Origin of the sequence: Methylacidiphilum kamchatkense Kam1 (assembly GCF_007475525.1) — a bacterium.
Classification (GTDB): domain Bacteria; phylum Verrucomicrobiota; class Verrucomicrobiia; order Methylacidiphilales; family Methylacidiphilaceae; genus Methylacidiphilum; species Methylacidiphilum kamchatkense.
In genome coordinates this window covers 1,327,494-1,345,765 of the sequence record NZ_CP037899.1, presented here as the reverse complement: position 1 = coordinate 1,345,765, position 18,272 = coordinate 1,327,494, and the positions used below count along the sequence as shown (strand labels likewise).

At 40.3% G+C, this 18,272-nt stretch carries 14 protein-coding genes and 1 pseudogene; 13 read left to right on the top strand and 2 right to left on the bottom strand.

Translation table 11 applies throughout. The features are described from left to right. Positions 1 to 34 precede the first annotated feature (34 nt). The 7 genes and pseudogenes from amoB (at position 35) to kam1_RS06305 (ending at position 8,998) form a co-directional block, all read left to right on the top strand. Positions 35 to 1,276, top strand: coding sequence for a bacterial ammonia monooxygenase, subunit AmoB (gene amoB, locus kam1_RS06335; protein WP_039720686.1), 1,242 nt, complete (start codon positions 35 to 37; stop codon positions 1,274 to 1,276). Positions 1,277 to 1,395: 119 nt separating this feature from the next. After that, positions 1,396 to 1,908, top strand: coding sequence for a hypothetical protein (locus kam1_RS06330; protein ID WP_172616759.1), 513 nt, complete (start codon positions 1,396 to 1,398; stop codon positions 1,906 to 1,908). Between the two features lie 24 nt (positions 1,909 to 1,932). Next, positions 1,933 to 4,372: pseudogene (gene ppsA / locus kam1_RS11265) on the top strand (phosphoenolpyruvate synthase). A 56-nt stretch (positions 4,373 to 4,428) separates the two neighbouring features. Then, on the top strand, positions 4,429 to 5,178 hold the full coding sequence (locus kam1_RS06320) for a hypothetical protein (RefSeq protein ID WP_235276727.1): 750 nt from the start codon (positions 4,429 to 4,431) through the stop codon (positions 5,176 to 5,178). Between the two features lie 304 nt (positions 5,179 to 5,482). Further along, positions 5,483 to 6,094, top strand: coding sequence for an NAD(P)H:quinone oxidoreductase (wrbA, locus tag kam1_RS06315; RefSeq protein ID WP_039720689.1), 612 nt, complete (start codon positions 5,483 to 5,485; stop codon positions 6,092 to 6,094). A 5-nt stretch (positions 6,095 to 6,099) separates the two neighbouring features. Continuing rightward, positions 6,100 to 7,944, top strand: a complete 1,845-nt coding sequence (locus tag kam1_RS06310) for a glycoside hydrolase family 15 protein (protein ID WP_039720690.1) — start codon at positions 6,100 to 6,102, stop codon at positions 7,942 to 7,944. Positions 7,945 to 8,200: 256 nt separating this feature from the next. Beyond that, positions 8,201 to 8,998: a class I SAM-dependent methyltransferase gene (locus tag kam1_RS06305; RefSeq protein WP_039720691.1), complete on the top strand. Its 798-nt coding sequence runs from the start codon at positions 8,201 to 8,203 to the stop codon at positions 8,996 to 8,998. 347 nt (positions 8,999 to 9,345) lie between these two features. Here kam1_RS06305 and glgX read toward each other — a convergent pair whose 3' ends face one another. Then, on the bottom strand, positions 9,346 to 11,490 hold the full coding sequence (gene glgX / locus kam1_RS06300; RefSeq protein WP_039720692.1) for a glycogen debranching protein GlgX: 2,145 nt from the start codon (positions 11,488 to 11,490) through the stop codon (positions 9,346 to 9,348). Positions 11,491 to 11,798: 308 nt separating this feature from the next. Here glgX and kam1_RS06295 point away from each other — a divergent pair, with 308 nt between their 5' ends. From kam1_RS06295 to kam1_RS06280, 4 genes are all read left to right on the top strand, one after another. Further along, complete coding sequence (locus kam1_RS06295) at positions 11,799 to 12,032, top strand: hypothetical protein (RefSeq protein ID WP_143958320.1); 234 nt, start codon at positions 11,799 to 11,801, stop codon at positions 12,030 to 12,032. 54 nt (positions 12,033 to 12,086) lie between these two features. Continuing rightward, positions 12,087 to 12,950 carry an MNIO family bufferin maturase gene (bufB, locus tag kam1_RS06290; RefSeq protein WP_039720694.1) on the top strand — a complete coding sequence of 288 codons (864 nt, stop codon included), beginning with the start codon at positions 12,087 to 12,089 and terminating at the stop codon, positions 12,948 to 12,950. Further along, positions 12,910 to 13,851 (top strand): HvfC/BufC family peptide modification chaperone, encoded by a 942-nt coding sequence (locus tag kam1_RS06285; RefSeq protein ID WP_039720695.1) that lies wholly within the window; start codon positions 12,910 to 12,912, stop codon positions 13,849 to 13,851. Before bufB ends, kam1_RS06285 begins: the two co-directional genes overlap by 41 nt. A 194-nt stretch (positions 13,852 to 14,045) precedes the next feature. Continuing rightward, positions 14,046 to 14,423, top strand: a complete 378-nt coding sequence (locus kam1_RS06280; RefSeq protein WP_039720696.1) for an arsenate reductase family protein — start codon at positions 14,046 to 14,048, stop codon at positions 14,421 to 14,423. Here kam1_RS06280 and kam1_RS06275 read toward each other — a convergent pair. Next, a complete protein-coding gene (locus kam1_RS06275; protein WP_039720697.1) occupies positions 14,415 to 15,533 on the bottom strand; it encodes a pyridoxal-phosphate-dependent aminotransferase family protein in 1,119 nt (372 codons plus the stop codon). The two genes, kam1_RS06280 and kam1_RS06275, sit on opposite strands and share 9 nt — an antisense overlap. Before the next feature lie 274 nt (positions 15,534 to 15,807). Between kam1_RS06275 and kam1_RS06270 the strand changes: the two genes are divergently transcribed. Further along, entirely contained in the window at positions 15,808 to 16,965 is a 1,158-nt protein-coding gene (locus kam1_RS06270) for a glycosyltransferase family 4 protein (RefSeq protein WP_039720698.1), read from the top strand. A gap of 26 nt (positions 16,966 to 16,991) precedes the next feature. Next, the gene (locus kam1_RS06265; RefSeq protein WP_244945989.1) at positions 16,992 to 18,131 is read left to right on the top strand and encodes a polysaccharide deacetylase family protein; all 1,140 of its coding nucleotides are present in this window, start codon (positions 16,992 to 16,994) and stop codon (positions 18,129 to 18,131) included. The last annotated feature ends 141 nt before the right edge of the window (positions 18,132 to 18,272 follow it).

Here is an 18,272-nt window from a genome sequence, read left to right as displayed (position 1 = left end):
ATTCAATAACAAACGCTAAAGGGGAAAAATTGCCATGAAAATAAAAAATCACTCCATCATCACGCTAATATTAGCATGTACTGTAATAATCGCAATTATTGCTTCTTCTCACCTTTATGGCTCTGGAATAGGGGAAAGGGCTCAGGAAGCAATTCTGAGGATGCGGACCGCCCAATTTTACGATGTTCGCTTCTCTTCCAATCATTTGAAAGTAGGCGATGATCTTGTAGTCACTGGAAAAGTCATGATTTTGCCTATATGGCCGCATGAGCTTGGTTTTTCTGGTATTGGCTATATCAATTTCTTTGAACCCGGTCCAAGGCTGGCCCGCAAGGAAACTATCGTTAATGGCCAGCCTGTGTTTTCAAGCATGATCGTGAAGCTTGGAGACACTTATGACTTTAAAGAAGTGTTGACCGCACGCAGACCGGGTACTTGGCCTGTGGGTGTTACAATGAATATTAAAGATATTGGACCCATTGTAGGGCCTTCTATCAAAGTAACGATTGATCCTTCCTCTGCTCCATTTACAAATACAGTCCAAACCTTGACCGGACAAACCATTAATCTAGAAAACTATGGATTAAGTCGGGCCTTTGGTTGGTCCATCCTTTGGGTATTGTTAGGAATTGGTTGGCTCTATTATTGGCTTATTCTTAAACCAACAGCTCCAAGACTAGGGCTTGCCTACTTGGAAAAAGAGGACGAATTGGTTACCAAGCAAGATCAAAGGTTTGGATTTTTATTCTTGGCCATTGTGATCGTACTCGTATTTGGTGGGGCTTTTCTTACCTCCAAGCAGTTTCCAATTGTTATACCCCTCCAAAAAACCTTTGTAAGAATTGACCCTTTGCCACAGGGACCAACCTTTGTTGAAGCAAAAGTCAGTAAAGCAACCTATTATGTTCAGCAACGAAGCCTCGATTTTGATTTAACTGTAACCAATAAAGGAAATGAAAAAGTATATTTGCGACGGTTTCAAACAGCGAATGTTGCCTTTTTGAATCCGGCTGCTCCTGACAATCAGTGGCCAGCTGATTCTCCAGAAGTCAATGGCGGAGAGTTGCAAATTACTCCTAATGAACCCATTCTGCCTGGTGAAACAAAACTACTACATGTAAAAGCTCAAGGAGCAGCTTGGGAAGTAGAAAGACTCTCTACTATTTATAAAGAATCCTCCAGTAGGTTTGGTGGGCTCATCTTTTTTGGAGATGCAGCAGGGAATAGAAATATCATCGCTATAGCAGATCAGTTTGTCATTCCAGTCTTTCAATAATACATATTTCAATGAAACATAATTATATAGATAGATATATATCTGTAATCATAATTATGTATCTTGTTATATGTAAATATACTATATCGAATGGTGAAACGATAGATAAGTGTGGATTTGTGGTGAATAATTACTTTGCGGCTCATTTTACGATCTATCCAGAATATCCAATACCATATAATCGTGGATGTTTAATGAATGCTTATTGCAACAAAATCCCACACAGTGGTATGGTTTCACTGGTATACGATATAGTTGGAATCGGCAATATTTTAAATGATCATAAGATAAACATATATATTACCTATAAAAATGAACCTGAAAAATATCTATATTCATGGTCTGAAGTTCCTGTAAACGGGGTAATATGGAAACGTGTTTATCTTAAGCCAGGATCATATATATCAAAAATAAATATATTCTGTGATCAAGGAATACTAACAAAACTTAACCAATATGGGATCTTATTAGAAGATAAAAATGTTAATTTTGTATTTCCATTTATAGTAGATAGGGAAAATGTATTATCATGGATAAAATACAAAATTATGATAATAACGATAATAACCATCTTAATATGTGTTATTATCGGAATGATATTCCGGATGGTGCAAAAAAATACATGTAAGTGAAACAATGAAGCAATGGGGTATAATATGAATCATAAAGCTGTATATAATAGCATAGATTATATTTTATGGTATAATCAAATAACATTGGAAAATATTGCTGAAGTAGGGGGTAAAAATGCTTCTCTTGGAGAGATGATGAAAGAATTAACACCATTTGGAATAAAGATACCAAACGGTTTTGCTATAACATCATGGGCTTATGAACAATTTATAAGCTTTAATAATATTAGAGATGAAATTGATCAGAGATTACAGGCTGTCAATTATTCTGACATAAATAGCGTTAAAGAAGCTAGTAAATACATTAGAAATATTATCATTAATTCTAAATTCCCTTATAAATATAAAAAGGCAATAATTAGTGCCTATAAATTTTTATCTAATGATTCGGGGATAGAAGATGTTGATGTGGCTGTCAGATCCAGTGCTAATGTTGAAGATCTTCCGCTTGCTAGTTTTGCTGGTCAACAAGACACTTACCTTAACATTAAAGGGAATGCAAATCTGTTAAATGCAATCAAACTCTGCTACGCATCCCTCTATACGGATCGAGCCATAATGTATAGAAAGGAGATGGGATATGAACACGTTCATATCTCCATGTCCGTGGGTATACAAAGAATGGTGCGATCCGATCTAGCTTGTTCTGGCGTCATGTTTACTCTTGATCCTGAATCAGGATTTAAAAAAGTCGTCCTAATTAATGCTTCTTATGGGTTAGGCGAAAATATTGTCCAAGGGGTAGTCAATCCAGATGAATACTACGTCTTTAAGTCCACCTTAATGAAAGGCTATAAGCCTATTATTCAGAAGAAATTGGGGAGTAAGGACATCAAACTTGTCTACGACATCGATGGGGAAAGATTAATGAAGGGGCTTATGTTAAAAATGTCCCTGTCCCCATTGAAGATAGAAACAAGTATGTCTTATCTGACTCTGAAATATTAACTCTTAGTAAGTGGACATGTATAATAGAAGAACACTATACACGCAAGAACGAGCGTAGTACGCCCATGGATATAGAATGGGCAAAAGATGGTCTCAGTGGAGATCTTTTTATTCTTCAAGCAAGACCGGAAACAATACACCGAGGACAAAATAAAAAATCTATTCAAGTCTATCAGTTAAAAACCAAGAGCAAAGTTCTTGTTGAAGGGAAAGCGGTTGGGGAAAAAGTCGCTCAAGGGAAAGTTCGAATTATCCAAGATCTCCAACAAATGGATCAATTTCAGCCAGGCGAGGTGCTGGTTATTGAAAAAACAGATCCAGATTGGGAACCAGTAATAAAAAAAGCGGCAGCAATTGTAACAGACAGAGGGGGAGAACCTGTCATGCCGCTATTGTTAGTAGGGAACTTGGGGTACCGGCAGTAGTTGGAACCGAAAATGCCACACAGGTGCTTCAAAACGGAATGCTTGTAACGGTAAGCTGCGCTGAAGGGGAAGTTGGGAAAGTCTACGAAGGCAATATTCCATACACGATCGAAAAGATCAATCTTACGGAAATTCCTCGTCCAAGAACAAAGATTATGATGAATGTGGGCAATCCACATAAAGCCTTCGATTTTTCGTTTCTTCCCAATGATGGCGTTGGGCTAGCTCGCCAAGAATTTATCCTTACTAATTACGTCAAAGTTCATCCTATGGCCTTGGTGCACTTTGATCGGCTCAAGGAAGGGCCTGAAAAGATGAAAATTCGCCAACTGACAGAGAATTATCCAAAGAAGACTGACTACTTTGTTGATAAACTAGCCGAAGGCATCGGACTGATTGCTGCGGCCTTTTTCCCAAAGGATGTCATTGTTAGGCTGAGTGATTTCAAATCTAATGAATATTCCAACTTGTTAGGGGGCACAGACTTTGAACCCATTGAGCGAAACCCAATGCTGGGTTTTCGAGGAGCTTCTCGTTATTACCACCCTCGCTATCAACAAGGATTTGCTTTGGAATGTCTAGCCCTTAAGAAGGCCAGGGAAACCTTTGGTCTTTTGAACATTAAGGTGATGATTCCAATGGTTAGGACCGTAGCAGAAGGAAAAAGAGTCATAGAGGAGTTAGAAAAAAACGGACTGCGGAGAGGGGAAAACGGCTTGGAGGTCTTTATGATGTGTGAAATACCAAGCAATGTCATTTTAGCCGAAGAATTCTGTGAAATTTTTGATGGCTTTTCCATTGGTTCCAATGATCTAACTCAGTTGGTGCTGGGGGTGGATAGAGATTCTGAAATTATTGCTTCCCTTTATGACGAGCGGAATGAAGCGGTGAAAAGATTAATCGCTTCCATGATTCAAACCGCTAAAAAGAACAAAAGAAAAATTGGGATATGTGGAGAAGCACCAAGTAATTATAAGGATTTTTTAGAATTTCTTATAAAAGAAGGTATAGACAGTATCTCTGTTAATCCTAATTCTATATACTCCACACTTTTAAGGGCTTCCGAACTAGAAATGAATATAAACAAATAAAAAATAAATATGAGGTATATATGAAAACTATAATGAAATTATATAAGCATGTGTACATGAAATATGTATATGTTATATTGTTTGTATGTATTGTAATGTTAAATAATGCATCACTTCGTGCAAATACAAGTGATAGCCTATCAGAAGATCAGAGCGAAGGGGATCAGTCAAAAACCTATATAGAGCATAGGAAACAACTGTTAGAAAATAATGAAATAAGCAAGCCTAAACCTTATCATCTATTCGTACTGGGTGGTTTTGGACCTGCTTTTCCCTATTCTGGATCTTCAACTTTAAATGGAATGACAACGGATTTTGCAAAGAACTACTCCTATGTTCCAGCGGTTGAAGTTGGAGTGCTGTGGTATGATCCTTCGCGGTGGAAACATTTAACCTTTGGGATTGCTTTTGTCGGTGCTTTTTTAGGTAATCAGAGCTTGTCATATGTCCAAGGATTACAAAAAATGGATAATAATTCAGCAATAGGGGGCTTCTTAGGACTATCTGCCATTGTGGGATATGTTACTGGAAAATTTGTTCCTTACATCGGTATGGCAGGAGGTGGTGTAGTCTTGAGTTTAGAAAGCAGTAATGCCTATTTGGGCTCTGTGTGGGGAAGTTGGTATTCTCCAGTACTAGGGTTTAATTACTTAATAGACAAGCATTGGTTTACCGGTGCTACCCTATTCTGGCTCTTTGATCAGAATCTCAATGGGTATCATAATTCTAAGGCTGGCATCAATGCTTTTAACCTGAATCAAGTTTATGAGCCATTACTTACGGCCAATATTGGGTTTATGTTCTAAAAGAATGGATTGCTAACTGGAAGAATAACTATAACAATACCTTCTTTCTTACCTGCTGAAATTTAAAAGCAAAAAGTTAATGAAAGACTAACGTACAGACCGCTTCATTAGAGTTCTTTTCTATTCTTTTTCCTTCTTAAAAAGGAAATAAAACTTTTGAAATACGATAAGAAAAAAAAAATTTTTTCTTATCGTATTTCTTTTTTTCTGCTCCATCCTTTTTGCTTGTAAAACCAACTTAATAAGCATATGGATTGGAGAAATAATTTGTGAGGCAAGTTTCCGATAGGGAAAAAAATCCGTTATGAAAATCTACGTCGTCTTTTATTCGATGTATGGACATATTTATAAAATGGCCGAAGCGGTGGCTCAAGGAGCAAGGTCAGTAGCCGGAGCTCATGTAGAATTGCGACGAGTCCCTGAAACCCTACCAGAAGCTGTGCTACATAAAATGGGTGCTATAGAACCTCAAAAAACCTTTGCGCATGTCCCTATCTGTTCTATCGAAGAGCTTGGGGAAGCTGATGCCATCATTTTTGGAACTCCTACAAGATTTGGTAATATGTGCGGTCAGATGAGGCAATTTTTGGATGCAGCCGGAAAACTTTGGTTGTCAGGTAAGCTGATCGGAAAAGTTGGTAGCGTTTTTTGTAGTTCTAATACACAACATGGTGGCCAAGAGACAACATTGTTAACATTCATGATTACTTTGCTGCATTTGGGAATGGTCATCGTAGGACTGCCTTATTCTTTTACTGGACAAATGGCAGTGGATGAAATTACTGGCTGTTCTCCTTATGGAGCTTCCACAATAGCTGGAGGTGCTGGTGAAAGAATGCCTAGCGAAATTGAATTGGCTGGAGCTAGATTCCAAGGAAAACATGTTGCTTCCATTGCTGCAAAACTGAGTAAATAATTCGTATGGCTTATCAGCCAATTGAAAATCACGCCATCATTGGAGATATGCACACTGTGGCCTTAGTGGCCATTGATGGGTCTATTGATTGGTTATGTATTCCTTATTTTGATTCTCCAAGTGTCTTTGGTTCCTTGTTAGATGACAAAAAAGGAGGATGTTTTAAAATTGCTCCTTCGGAACACCATCTTAGCTACAAACAGTTTTATTGGCCTGGGACCAATGTCCTTGTTACAAGATTTCTTTCTACACAGGGGGCAGCTGAACTTACCGACTTTATGCCTGTTGGCTCATCAGAGAATACAGGCTCTCATAGATTTCGGCTGATTCGTCGCCTAACGGCGGTACGAGGCACAATCAGCTTTAGTTTGGAATGTCGTCCTGCCTTCAACTATGCCCAGGATCAGCATGAAACTGAACTCACCACCATAGGGGCGGTTTTTTCAACAGAAAAACTAAGACTCTTATTGACGACAGACAAACCACTGCAAATCTCCGAAAATGGGGTAGTTTCGAAGTTTACCCTTAGAGAGGGACAGACCTGCGATTTTGCTTTGGTCCAACTCTTGCCTGGTTCCGAATGGGGGGTGCATCTATCGAGTAGGGAAGCAGAAAATCTTTTTAGGCAAACCGTTTGTTATTGGAGAAATTGGATTGCCCGTTGCAAATACTCGGGAAGATGGCGTGAGATGGTATATCGCTCAGCCTTAACTTTAAAACTTCTTACTTTTAAGCCAACAGGAGCCATCATAGCAGCACCAACGACCAGTCTTCCTGAAGAAATTGGTGGCATCCGGAATTGGGATTACCGGTTTAGTTGGATTCGTGATTCTGCCTTCACTATTTATGCATTTATGCGACTTGGCTTTACTGAAGAAGCTCAAAGTTACATGGAATTTCTTTCGAAGGTTTATAGAGGTTTTTCAAGAAAAAATCCACCCTTACAAATTATGTATGGAATAGATGGTAGGCATGAATTGAAGGAAATGGAGCTGAACCATCTGGATGGATATAAAGGTTCAAGACCGGTTCGAGTGGGGAATGGTGCCTATCAGCAATTACAACTGGATATTTATGGAGAGTTGTTAGATGCGGTTTATCTGTGTAACAAGTATGGAGCTCCAATTTCCTTTGAGGAATGGCTTGAAGTCAAACATCTTATTGAATGGGTTTGTGAAAACTGGCAATTAGAAGATGAAGGGATCTGGGAGGTAAGAGGGAAGAAAAGACATTTTATCTATTCAAAATTGATGTGCTGGGTGGCCTTGGATCGTGGCATGCGATTAGCAGAGAAAAGATCCTTCCCTGCCGATATTTCTAGGTGGAGAAAGATTCGTAATGAGATCTATACATTTATTATGGAAAAGGGGTGGAATGCGAAACAAAAGGCATTTGTCCAATCCTATGGCAGTGAGGCACTCGATGCATCCATTCTGATGATGCCTTTGGTGTTTTTTATTTCGCCTGTAGATCCGATGATGTTGAGTACCTTACAAGCTATCATGCGTTCCTCCCATGAGGGGGGACTTTTAGCAAATAACTTGGTGTATCGATACAATTTCAGGAAAACAGACGATGGCTTAGCAGGCAAAGAAGGGACTTTTAATATCTGTACGTTTTGGCTTGTAGAAGCGTTAGCTAGGGCCGGTCAATACCAGCCCCAGTTATTGGAAGAAGCCCATCTGCTATTTGAAAGGATGCTTGGCTTTGCCAATCATGTAGGCTTGTATGCCGAAGAAATAGGGTTTAGCGGAGAGGCATTAGGCAACTTTCCTCAAGCATTGACACATCTTTCATTAATTAGTGCAGCCTATAATCTGAACAAGGTTCTTGAAGCAAAAGGAGGATAAAAAGAATCATTCTCCGGTGCCCAAAAAAAGTTTGAATGCTCTCCCTCCATTTTTCTTAGGCATTGGTGAGAATAGATGCACAGGGAGAAAAATCCATAGGCGACAAATAAAACTTTTCGCATAGAAAATAAAGCAGAAAAAACTAAGAAAAGCTTTTTTCAAAATACTGACTAAAAGAATGGAAGGAAAATTATTCGAAACTTTCTATCGTTTCATTCTTTTGTAGGGTATCAGTATTCTTTGTATTTTTGTATGTATGCAGCTTCGTTTTGATTTAGATTCTATTGAACTAGCCAAAAACTACGAAAAATTTAGCGATTCACAATTCTTCCATGGCAAGGTCCTCATTGACATGCTTAAAATCAAGCCATCGGACTTTGTGCTAGACATTGGCTGTGGCACAGGAAGACTGACTCAATACATTTCAGAATCACTGAGATGTGAGAAAATCATTGGAATCGATCCATTGCCCTACAGGATCAAAATTGCAAAAGAAAAAGAAACAAAAAATCTTTCTTTTGAGGTGGGGGGAACTTCGGATTTGCATCGATTCCAAGAAAATTCTTTTGATTGTATCTTTTTGAATAGTGTTTTTCACTGGATAGAGAACAAAGCAGAAGCTTTAGAACAAATAAAAAGAATTTTAAAGCCTGGAGGAAAAGTTGGAATATCAACGGGTGATAAAAATTACAAAACTCCGATTAGAGAACTAGTCGAGCAAACCGTAAGAAAATACGTTAAAAATGCTTTTGAATTTTCCTTTTCGCCTTTTCTATTGAGTTCTGAAGAAATTAAATCACTACTCAATACAAGTGGGCTTCACCTCGAACAATTCCGCCTTTTTGAATATTCAACCTTTTCACATAGTCCTGAAGAACTGATTACTTTTCTGGAATCAAGTAGCTTTGGGAATTTCCTTTCTCAAACTCCTTTGGAATATAAGTCCCAAATTCTTGCGGATATTAAAAGAGAGCTTGAAAAATTAAGGACTCCAAAAGGCATAGAAAGAAAACATCTCTGTATATTGGTGGTGGCTACAAAATCCGAGCGATAAAAAATAACCTTAAGAAGAAAAACAGATTTTTTTTTCTCACCCTTCGCATCTCCTTGTATTTTGCATACTTCATGAGGTGATCACTCGGCAGCCATACTGATAGAGATTGCTGCCTATGCAGGCAATGGTGGTGAGGGGGATATCTGCATAGGCATTGGCCGGTTTGCTTGTGAAGGGAGTGATGTAGACAGCTTGCTAGCAACAGGAACTCACCGAAGTCAGCCAAGGACAGCTGAATGACCTGCCTGAGCGCTTTATTACTCTCCGGCATTCAGGCTAGGGAGGATGTCATTTTGCCAAAGAGCAAGAAAAGACTGAGTAGGATGGAAGAGAAAAGAGAAAGTCTCTTATTCTTTTGGTCTTAATCCTCTAAAGAGAACGAGGGATCGATTTTTTAGTTGGTAATTAGATTCTCCAGGAAAGTCTTCTTCGGGAAGCTGCCCATTGGATGTGTCTATCACTCTAGTCCAACTGCGATTATTTCTTCTTGTCGGTAACTTGAAGACAATGTCATTTTCAGACCCATTAAAACAGATCAGGATAGAATTTCCTTTTATGGGTTTACCCTCTGAATCAATATCTCCTATGAGATCACCAGCCATATAGACTTGAAAAGATTTAATAAATCCAGCGTTCCACTTTTCATCCGTTAAAGGGCTGCCATCACAGTCCAACCAAAGAATATCTTTTATGTTGGTGCCACGAATTGTTCTTCCATGAAAAAATTTGCTTCTTTGAAACACCGGTTCTTCCTTACGGATTTTTATCAATTTTATAACAAATTGCAGAAATTCATTCTTTTCTTGCTCTTCTAAATTCCAATCTAACCATGTCAATTCGTTATCCTGGCAATAAGCATTGTTGTTTCCTTTTTGACTATGTCCTAATTCATCTCCAGCAAGGAGCATTGGCACTCCGATAGAAAAAAGGAGGGTTGCAAGAAAATTTTTTCTCTGTCGTGTTCTAAGCTCTAAAATTGATGGATCATCGGTTGGGCCTTCTATTCCGCAATTCCAGCTATTATTATCGTTATTCCCATCTCTATTCTCTTCTAGATTTGCTTCGTTATGTTTCTGGTTATAGCTTACAAGATCCGTGAGAGTAAAACCATCATGGCAAGTAACAAAGTTAATACTCGCATAGGGCTTTCGTCCACTCTGCTCATACAGATCACTCGAACCTGCCAGCCGATTGGCAAACTCAGGCAGTGTGCCAAGATCCCCTTTCCAGAATTTTCTTACATCATCTCGGTATCTACCATTCCATTCAGCCCATCCGACAGGGAAATTGCCAACTTGATAGCCCCCATCCCCTACATCCCACGGTTCAGCAATGAGTTTTACTTGAGAAAGAATGGGATCTTGCAAAATAGCATCGAAAAAAGTTGATAGTTTATCCACTTCGTAGAGTTCTCTGGCAAGAGCGCTTGCTAGATCAAAACGAAACCCATCAACTCCCATCGTGTCGACCCAGTAGCGAAGGCTATCCATGATCAGTTGAAGGACCCTTGGGTTTTGCATGTTAAATCCATTCCCACAGCCACTAAAATCCATGTAGTATCTAGGGTTATCGACAGAAAGTCTATAGTAAGCAGCATTGTCAATGCCCCGGAAGCAAAGGGTAGGGCCTAATTGATTGCCTTCGGCTGTGTGATTGTAAACAACATCTAGAATGATTTCGATCCCTGCGGCATGCAGGGCTTGGACCATGGTTTGAAATTGAGCAATGGGATCAAGATCTGTTTGAGAAGCTACAAAACGCTGATCGGGAGCAAAAAAACCTATAGTATTATACCCCCAGTAGTTCACGAGTCCTTTTCTTATCAAATGTTCTTCAGAGATATGTTGATGGATGGGCATCAATTCTACTGCTGTAATCCCTAGATTAAGCAGGTAGTCAATGACGGGTTTGGAAGCTAGGCCTAAAAAAGTTCCTCGGAATTCGGGTGGGATTTTCTCATTTTTCTGAGTAAATCCTTTGACGTGTAGCTCATAAATGATGGTCTTATGCCAAGGGATGGAGGGCTTAGGCTCCTTTTTTCCTGTGGACTGATTAGAATCTACTACGACCGATAAAGGAACATAGGGAGCACTATCTGTTTCGTTAAAAGAAAGATCCGATTGAGGATCATTTATTTTATAACCAAAAACAGCCTCATTCCAGTTGAGTTCCCCTTTAATAAGTTTAGCATAGGGATCGAGCAAGAGTTTATGAGGATTAAACCGATGCCCTAGCTGTGGTTCATAGGGACCATGAACTCTGTAGCCATACAATTGGCCTGGTGCCAGGGAGGGAATATAGACATTCCAGATATAATCAGTACAATCGGTTATCGGTATTTTTGTTTCCTTTCCCGTTGAGTCAAACAGGCAGAGCTCGACTTTGGTGGCATGTTCAGCATAGAGAGCAAAGTTGACCCCTTGCCCATCCCAGGTTGCTCCTAAAGGATAGGTTCGGCCAGGCAATGCGGTATATATAGTATCTTTTTCCATAAACTAAACTTCAGTTGGTTTAATTTTGAGAAAGTATATAAAGAGAAAAGGAGTTGTGAGAAAGAAAAACAAAAGATTCTTTTCCATAAATTCTAGATTTGAGCAAAACAGCTCATAGGGCTTAGCGTTTTATTTATGGTGTGATTTAGCGGAATGAGTTGGGAGGAGGGAGATGGAAAAATGGGATCGAAAAAGGTTAGAAATACAAGATCTTTCTAAAAATATAAATAATTGGTTTTTTTCTTGTAGAAGTTAGTAGCGAAGGATAAAAGAAAAAGAGCGAATCTTCTAAAAGGAATATAAAGAATATGAAAAAACAACTTCGTTCTGCCGTTGTGGGCACGGTGATGGTTGGAATGCTTGCAGGCACTGCTCTGAATGGGCAGGTGAAAAACCTTGATAAATTAGCTGGAAAATCAGCAGATCCTAGAGCCTTTGCTGAAATGAGTTGTAAAGGAAAGCAAAGCTGCAAAGGGAAGAAAAAAAGCAAGAAGGGCGAAGAACCTCAAAGCTCAGAATCGAAAACCTCTAGTTGGTGTTAAGTTTTTGACTTTGTTTAGAGTCTATCTCTGTGCCTCTTTTTGCATGGAGAAAGCATGTCTTTGAAGTTTTCAAAGTTTTTCGAAGCCTACGGAATAGGGATTGGCTTAAGGATCCCTCACTACCAGCATATATTGGAGAAGAAACCAGGGGTGAGCTGGTTTGAGATTATTTCTGAAAACTTTATGGGCAATGGAGGCAAGCCAGAGATCCTATTGGATAAGATACTGGAAAGCTATAAAGTAGTGCCGCATGGGGTAGGGCTGTATTTTGGTTCGGTTGATCCGCTAGATCGCGAGCATTTAAAACGACTGAAAAAACTTGTTCAAAAAACAAAAACTCCCTGGGTATCGGACCATTTAGCTTGGGGTAGTGTGGATGGAACCTATGTCCATGATCTTTTACCGATGCCTTATACCTTAGCGGCAGCAAAACTGACGGCTCAAAAAATAAAAGAAGCCCAGGATTTTTTGGAAGTTCCGATTGGGGTGGAAAACATTAGTAGTTATGCCCAGTATCGCTCTTCTAAAATGACGGAGTGGGAGTTTTTAACCGAAGTGGTTGAAACGGCAGACTGTGGCATCCTCCTTGATGTGAATAACCTGTATGTCAATTCGCAAAACCACGGATTTAATCCCCTAGCATATTTGGACCATATTCCTTTAAAAAGAGTCATACAGTTTCATATTGCTGGACATAGTCGACTTCCAAAGTACCTCCTCGATACCCATGATCAGCCTGTATCCTCAGCGGTGTGGGACCTCTACGGCGAGGTTATCCGACGGTGTGGTCCACGGCCAACCCTCCTCGAATGGGACGATGCCATTCCTTCTTTTGAGGAGGTCTATCAGGAAGCCTTAAAAGCCAAAGCGTTTATCGATGCCTATCAATCTACAGAGCCTAGATGCGGAAAATCCTGAAAGCTTGAGAAAGCTTCAACGATTGGTTCTAACCTGGATCCGTCGTCCGCTGAATTCCAAGGATCGGATCAGGAAAAGGGCCGAAGATGGAAAGTCTATGGAAGCATTGGCACAAGAGGTCTTTGCACCTAGTCGGACGATGACCAGCTTAGAACGCCTTGAAGTTTACAACCAACAATATTGGTTTAAAATGCTTGAGGCTTTCTATCAGGATTTCAGCGGGTTGAGCTATCTTATTGGAAAAAGGCGATTTAGAAAACTGCTAGAAGCCTATTTAGAGAAGTATCCGCCTCGCTCTGCTAGACTCGGGGATATTGGATCAGAACTAGAAGCCTTTTTAAAAGAAAATCCAGATTTTTTAGGTGCTACTATTCAGGAAGCGGCTATAGACATGGTTCGATTGGAACGGGCTCTGTTTAGAGCAATTGATGCCCCAGCCTATCCTCCTTTGTCTTCTAGGGATATTATGGAAGTAAAACCTGAAGCTTTGAGAATAAGCCTTCAACCGCATATGAGCCTGCTTGAGCTTCAATTCGCCATCGAAGATTTTCTCCTTTCTGGTTTAGACAAATCCGGTATGGGCACTTCAGAAAAGGGGATCGTTGATAGGCGCAAGCATCCGGTTAAAAAACTCAAGCGGCCTTTTGCTCTTGAAAGACAAAAGCATTGGGTAGTGGTGCATCGGTTTAGGAACGTTCCTTATATTAAACCAGTTGAGTATCCAGTCTTTTGTTTTTTGAGTCTCTTAGACAAGGGGCATACCCTTTATGAAGCTTGTGAAGCCTTTGAAACAAGCAAGGAGAAGGGAGAAGAAAATTTCTCTGAGTTAGAACTATTGCAACGGGCTCAAGAGTTTATGGTATTGGGTTGGTTTTGTCGATATAGGGAAAATGTTCTCTAACGAGCTAATTCCTATAGTTAGGCTTGGCTTGGTAGTGGCTTTGAGCTTTCTTTTAATCCTTAGTTTTTTTTGCTTCAGATAGTCCATATATCCTCAACTGATAATCAATCGGGGTCTTTTTTTTTCTTCTGGGTTAGTTTTTTCTCTAAATCTATTGACATTTTTTAAAACGCATCCATACATTGGCAAAGCGAATGGCTCACAAAGTTCTTATTTATATCAAACCTACATGTTCTACTTGCCGCAAGGCGGTTGGTATTCTAGATGAAATGAAAGTCGATTATGAAAAAATCGACTATTTTAGCCATCCTTTAAGCAAAGAAAAGTGGGCAGAGCTTTTAAAAAAAATGGGGAAAAAGCCTATGGAAATACTAAGAACCAAGGAAGAGACTTTTACAGAACTTAAGCTTGATAAGCATCCGTTCAGTGAGGAAGCGTTGGTTGAAATAATAGCTGCCCATCCTGAACTCATTCAAAGACCGATTCTTGAAATTGGAGATAAAGCGATTCTTGGAAGGCCTCCCGAATGCATTAAAGAATTTCTTCGCTCCGTTTTTAATCGTTCATCTTGATAAAATGTTTTTCAAAGCTTCGAGTAATATCTCAATATTTTCTTTCCTTGCTCCTTCTGCCATAAGACCAATCCTCCATATTTTTCCTTTAAGCGGTCCTAATCCAGGTCCGATTTCAATTCCATAAGCATCAAGCAGTTTTTTGCGCAGAGCAGCTTCGATTGTTTCATCAGGAACGGTGATCGCATTAAGTTGCCAGAGGCGACGGTCTTCGGGAGTGAAAAACTTCAAGCCGAGTTGGGCTATTCCTTCTTTTAGCATCAAATGGGCTTGGTAATGGCGTTGCCATCTATTTTGCAGTCCTTCTTCCAGAATCAGTCTTAGGGATTGATGCAGTCCATAGTTATTATTAATCGGTGCCGTGTGATGGTAGAGTCGTTCCTGGCCCCAGTAACCATAGAGAAGGGAACAATCAAAATACCAACTGGGAATTTTCGTTTTTCTTTTTGCTATCACCTCAAGGGCCCTAGGACTAAAGGAAACGGGAGATAATCCAGGAGGAGAGCCGATGCATTTTTGGGTAGCGCTAAAGGTCGCATCCACTTTCCATTGATCGATAAAAACAGGGGATCCTCCAAGAGAAGTGACCGTATCAAGAATGAACAGAGCCCCGCTTTCAGCGACAATGGGAGCCAGTTCTTCCATTGGATTGCAAATTCCAGTCGAGGTTTCAGCATGCACTAAAGCCACTATTTTGGGCCTTTCCTTTTTTATTGCCTCTTTGAGCTGTTCGGCTTCGATCGATTGTCCCCATGGCACTTCTAAGGTTTTGACTTCTGCTCCCAGTTTTATTGCTAGATCAGCCATACGCCTGCCAAAAAGCCCATTAATTCCTACAAGCACTCTATCGTGGGGCTCTAGTAAGTTGACAAGACAAAACTCCATGCCAGCGCTTCCTGTGCCACTGATCGGAAAAGTAAATTCATTGGAAGTTTGAAAGACAGCTCTTAGCATTGTCTTTATTTCTTCCATAAGAGAAAGAAAAAGGGGATCTAGATGGCCTATAGGTGCACAGCTCATTTTTTCAAGGACCGACGGATGCACTGGACTAGGTCCTGGCCCCATCAATAAGCGCTTGGGGATATGGAAAGGTTGAATAGGAAAACTCATAGAGTCCATTTTTTAGGCAGGATTGAGAAAAAAGAGTAACGACTCTTTAAAAATAGGAAAGAAAAAAAGAAAGCCAACTGTAGAGAAGCTTTGACCCAAGGGCTGATGGCTAAAAAAGAACAATAAGCAAAAAAAATTCTAAATCAATATACAGAAAAATATTTATTTTAAATTAGGCAAACCCTTACTCTGCTCTAGGGTGGTTATAGATTATAATCTGGATTTATTGTATTAATCATCACAATGTTAACCTGTTGAGTCTTTAAAATACATTATGAAAATAGCCATGTTGTCTTGGGAAACTCTTCATTCAATTGCTGTTGGAGGATTAGCTGTACATGTGACAGAGCTAGCCGCCGCGTTGTCCCGTCGGGGCCATCAAGTACATGTTTTTACTAGAAGACAGAATTGGATGAGCCACTATGATTGTATTGATGGGGTGCATTATCATCGGTGTGATTTTGCTTTTCATCCAGATTTTGTAACCGAAATGCATAATTTATGCAGATCATTTATTGGGCATCTTTGGAAGGAAGAAGATTATGCTGGGGGCTTTGACATTGTCCATGCGCATGACTGGTTGACCTCAATGGCTGGGAAATGGGCAAAATGGGGTCGTGGCAGACGCTTTGTTTTTACCCTTCATTCTACGGAATATGGTCGCTGTGGGAACTGTCATCATGGAGGCAATTCTGCTAGGATCCGTCACCTAGAAGGAGAAGGTGCTCATTATGCCGATAGAATTATAGCTGTATCCAATCAGTTGAAATGGGAAATTGTTTCCATTTATCATCAATGGGAAGGCAAAATCTGGGTTATTCCCAATGGGATTAGTGTGACTCCTTTTAGCGGTTTTATTGATCCGGCAGCAGTCAAGGCAAGATATGGTATTGGACCGATGGATCCAACATTTCTTTTTTGTGGCCGATTGACCCATCAGAAAGGCCCAGATCTTCTTTTAGAAGCGATTCCTTGGATTCTTAAATTCAATGGCAACGCCAAGTTCATTTTTGCGGGTGATGGATACTTGCGCTCTCAGCTGGAATCTCGATCTTGGCAGCTTGGTATCCGGCATGCTGTACGATTCATAGGACATAGGTTTGGGGCGGATCTGCATGATCTTTTTCGTGCGGTGGATGCGGTTGTTCTTCCTTCGCGGAACGAGCCCTTTGGCATAGCCGTTCTTGAGGGGTGGGCAGCGGGCAAGCCTGTCATCGCAACGCATAATGGTTCAGAATTTGTATGGCATGGGATAAATGGCTATAAGGTATATCCAACCCCAGAATCGATAGCATGGGGCTGTTGCGAAATCATGAAAAATTTTGAGCATAGTCGTTGGATGGGCCAAAACGGCCGAAAGGCAGCAGAAGAATCGTTTAGTTGGGATTCAGTTGCAGCACTAACGGAACGTTGTTATTATTCCTTATTTTAGGGCATTTGTGAGGGGCTTCTTAAAAGATGGAATCCAAAGGAGTTGTGGTTATGCCAAAAATATGTCATGCCCTTGGCCTTCATATGCATCAACCTCTAGGGAATTTGAATCTATTGTTAGATACTAATCGGTGGGAAGCACAGCAGATTCTTTTAGCTTATGAACGGCCTATCCACTTCTTAAAACGGTATGGAGATAAGGCCAAAGTCCATTTTGGCTTTTCTGGGACCTTGCTGGAACAGTTTTTAGATCCTTCAATCCAGCAAAAGAGTCAAGATATTCTTGATCTTGGAAGAATGCTTGAGGCCTACAAGCAACTTTCTAATATCGAGCTTGTGGGCATGGGGTATTTTCATCCCGTCTTTCCCATTATCCCTAAAGAAGATTGGGAAGAACAACTATGGCTGCATCGCCAATGTATTGAAAAGGTTTTCGGCAGAAGGCCTAAAGGTTTTTTTCCTCCCGAAATGGGTTTTACCATGGAAATGATCCCTTATTTGGTGGAGGCGGGCTATAGCTATGTCATTGTGGACAGTGCTCATATTCGCAGACAAGACGGTCAACCTGCCTCCCCCTATCAGGGGTATCTTGCCGAATGGAAAGGGAAAAGTATTGCCATTGTCCCTAGAGAAAGAGATTTAAGCAATGCCCAACAAAGCGGAATGGATCCGGTATGGTTCATGGGGGAAGCAAAGAATAAGACGAAGTCATGTGCTTCTCCTGTCTTGATCACAACATGGACGGACGGTGAAAATGGAGGATGGTTTAGAAACTTAAGCGATTCGGCGAATTTCTGGGGCTATTTCTTTTCACCTTATCTGGAAAAAATTGAGGCTCAAGGAGATATTGAATTGGTATTTCTGGCTGATTATCTTGAGCAACATCCTCCGACAGAGAAGGTGCACGTACAGACTGGGGCATGGAATGTTGGATCGACCTCAGGATACGATTTTTCACAGTGGACAGGCTCTCAATCCCAAAAGCAAGCTCTAGAAGCCATCTACAGACTCAGTGCCAAGTACTGGGAAAAAGCTAAAGAACAACCTGCGCACAGTGAGCCTGAATATACAAGGAAACTTCAAGAAATGCGCAAACTATTACTGCAATCAGAAACGAGTTGTTATCTCTTCTGGGGGAGTCGTGGCTTCCTAAGCTTTATGAACTGATTGATCAAGCTTACAAAGCAATACCTTAAAAAAGAAGGTGCCTACTTGTAAAGTCTGCTTATTGGAATAACAGGGGCGAGGGCTAGGCTGCTTTCATAAGTATTTATTGATTATTCACTAATTATTTTTAAATTAAAAAAA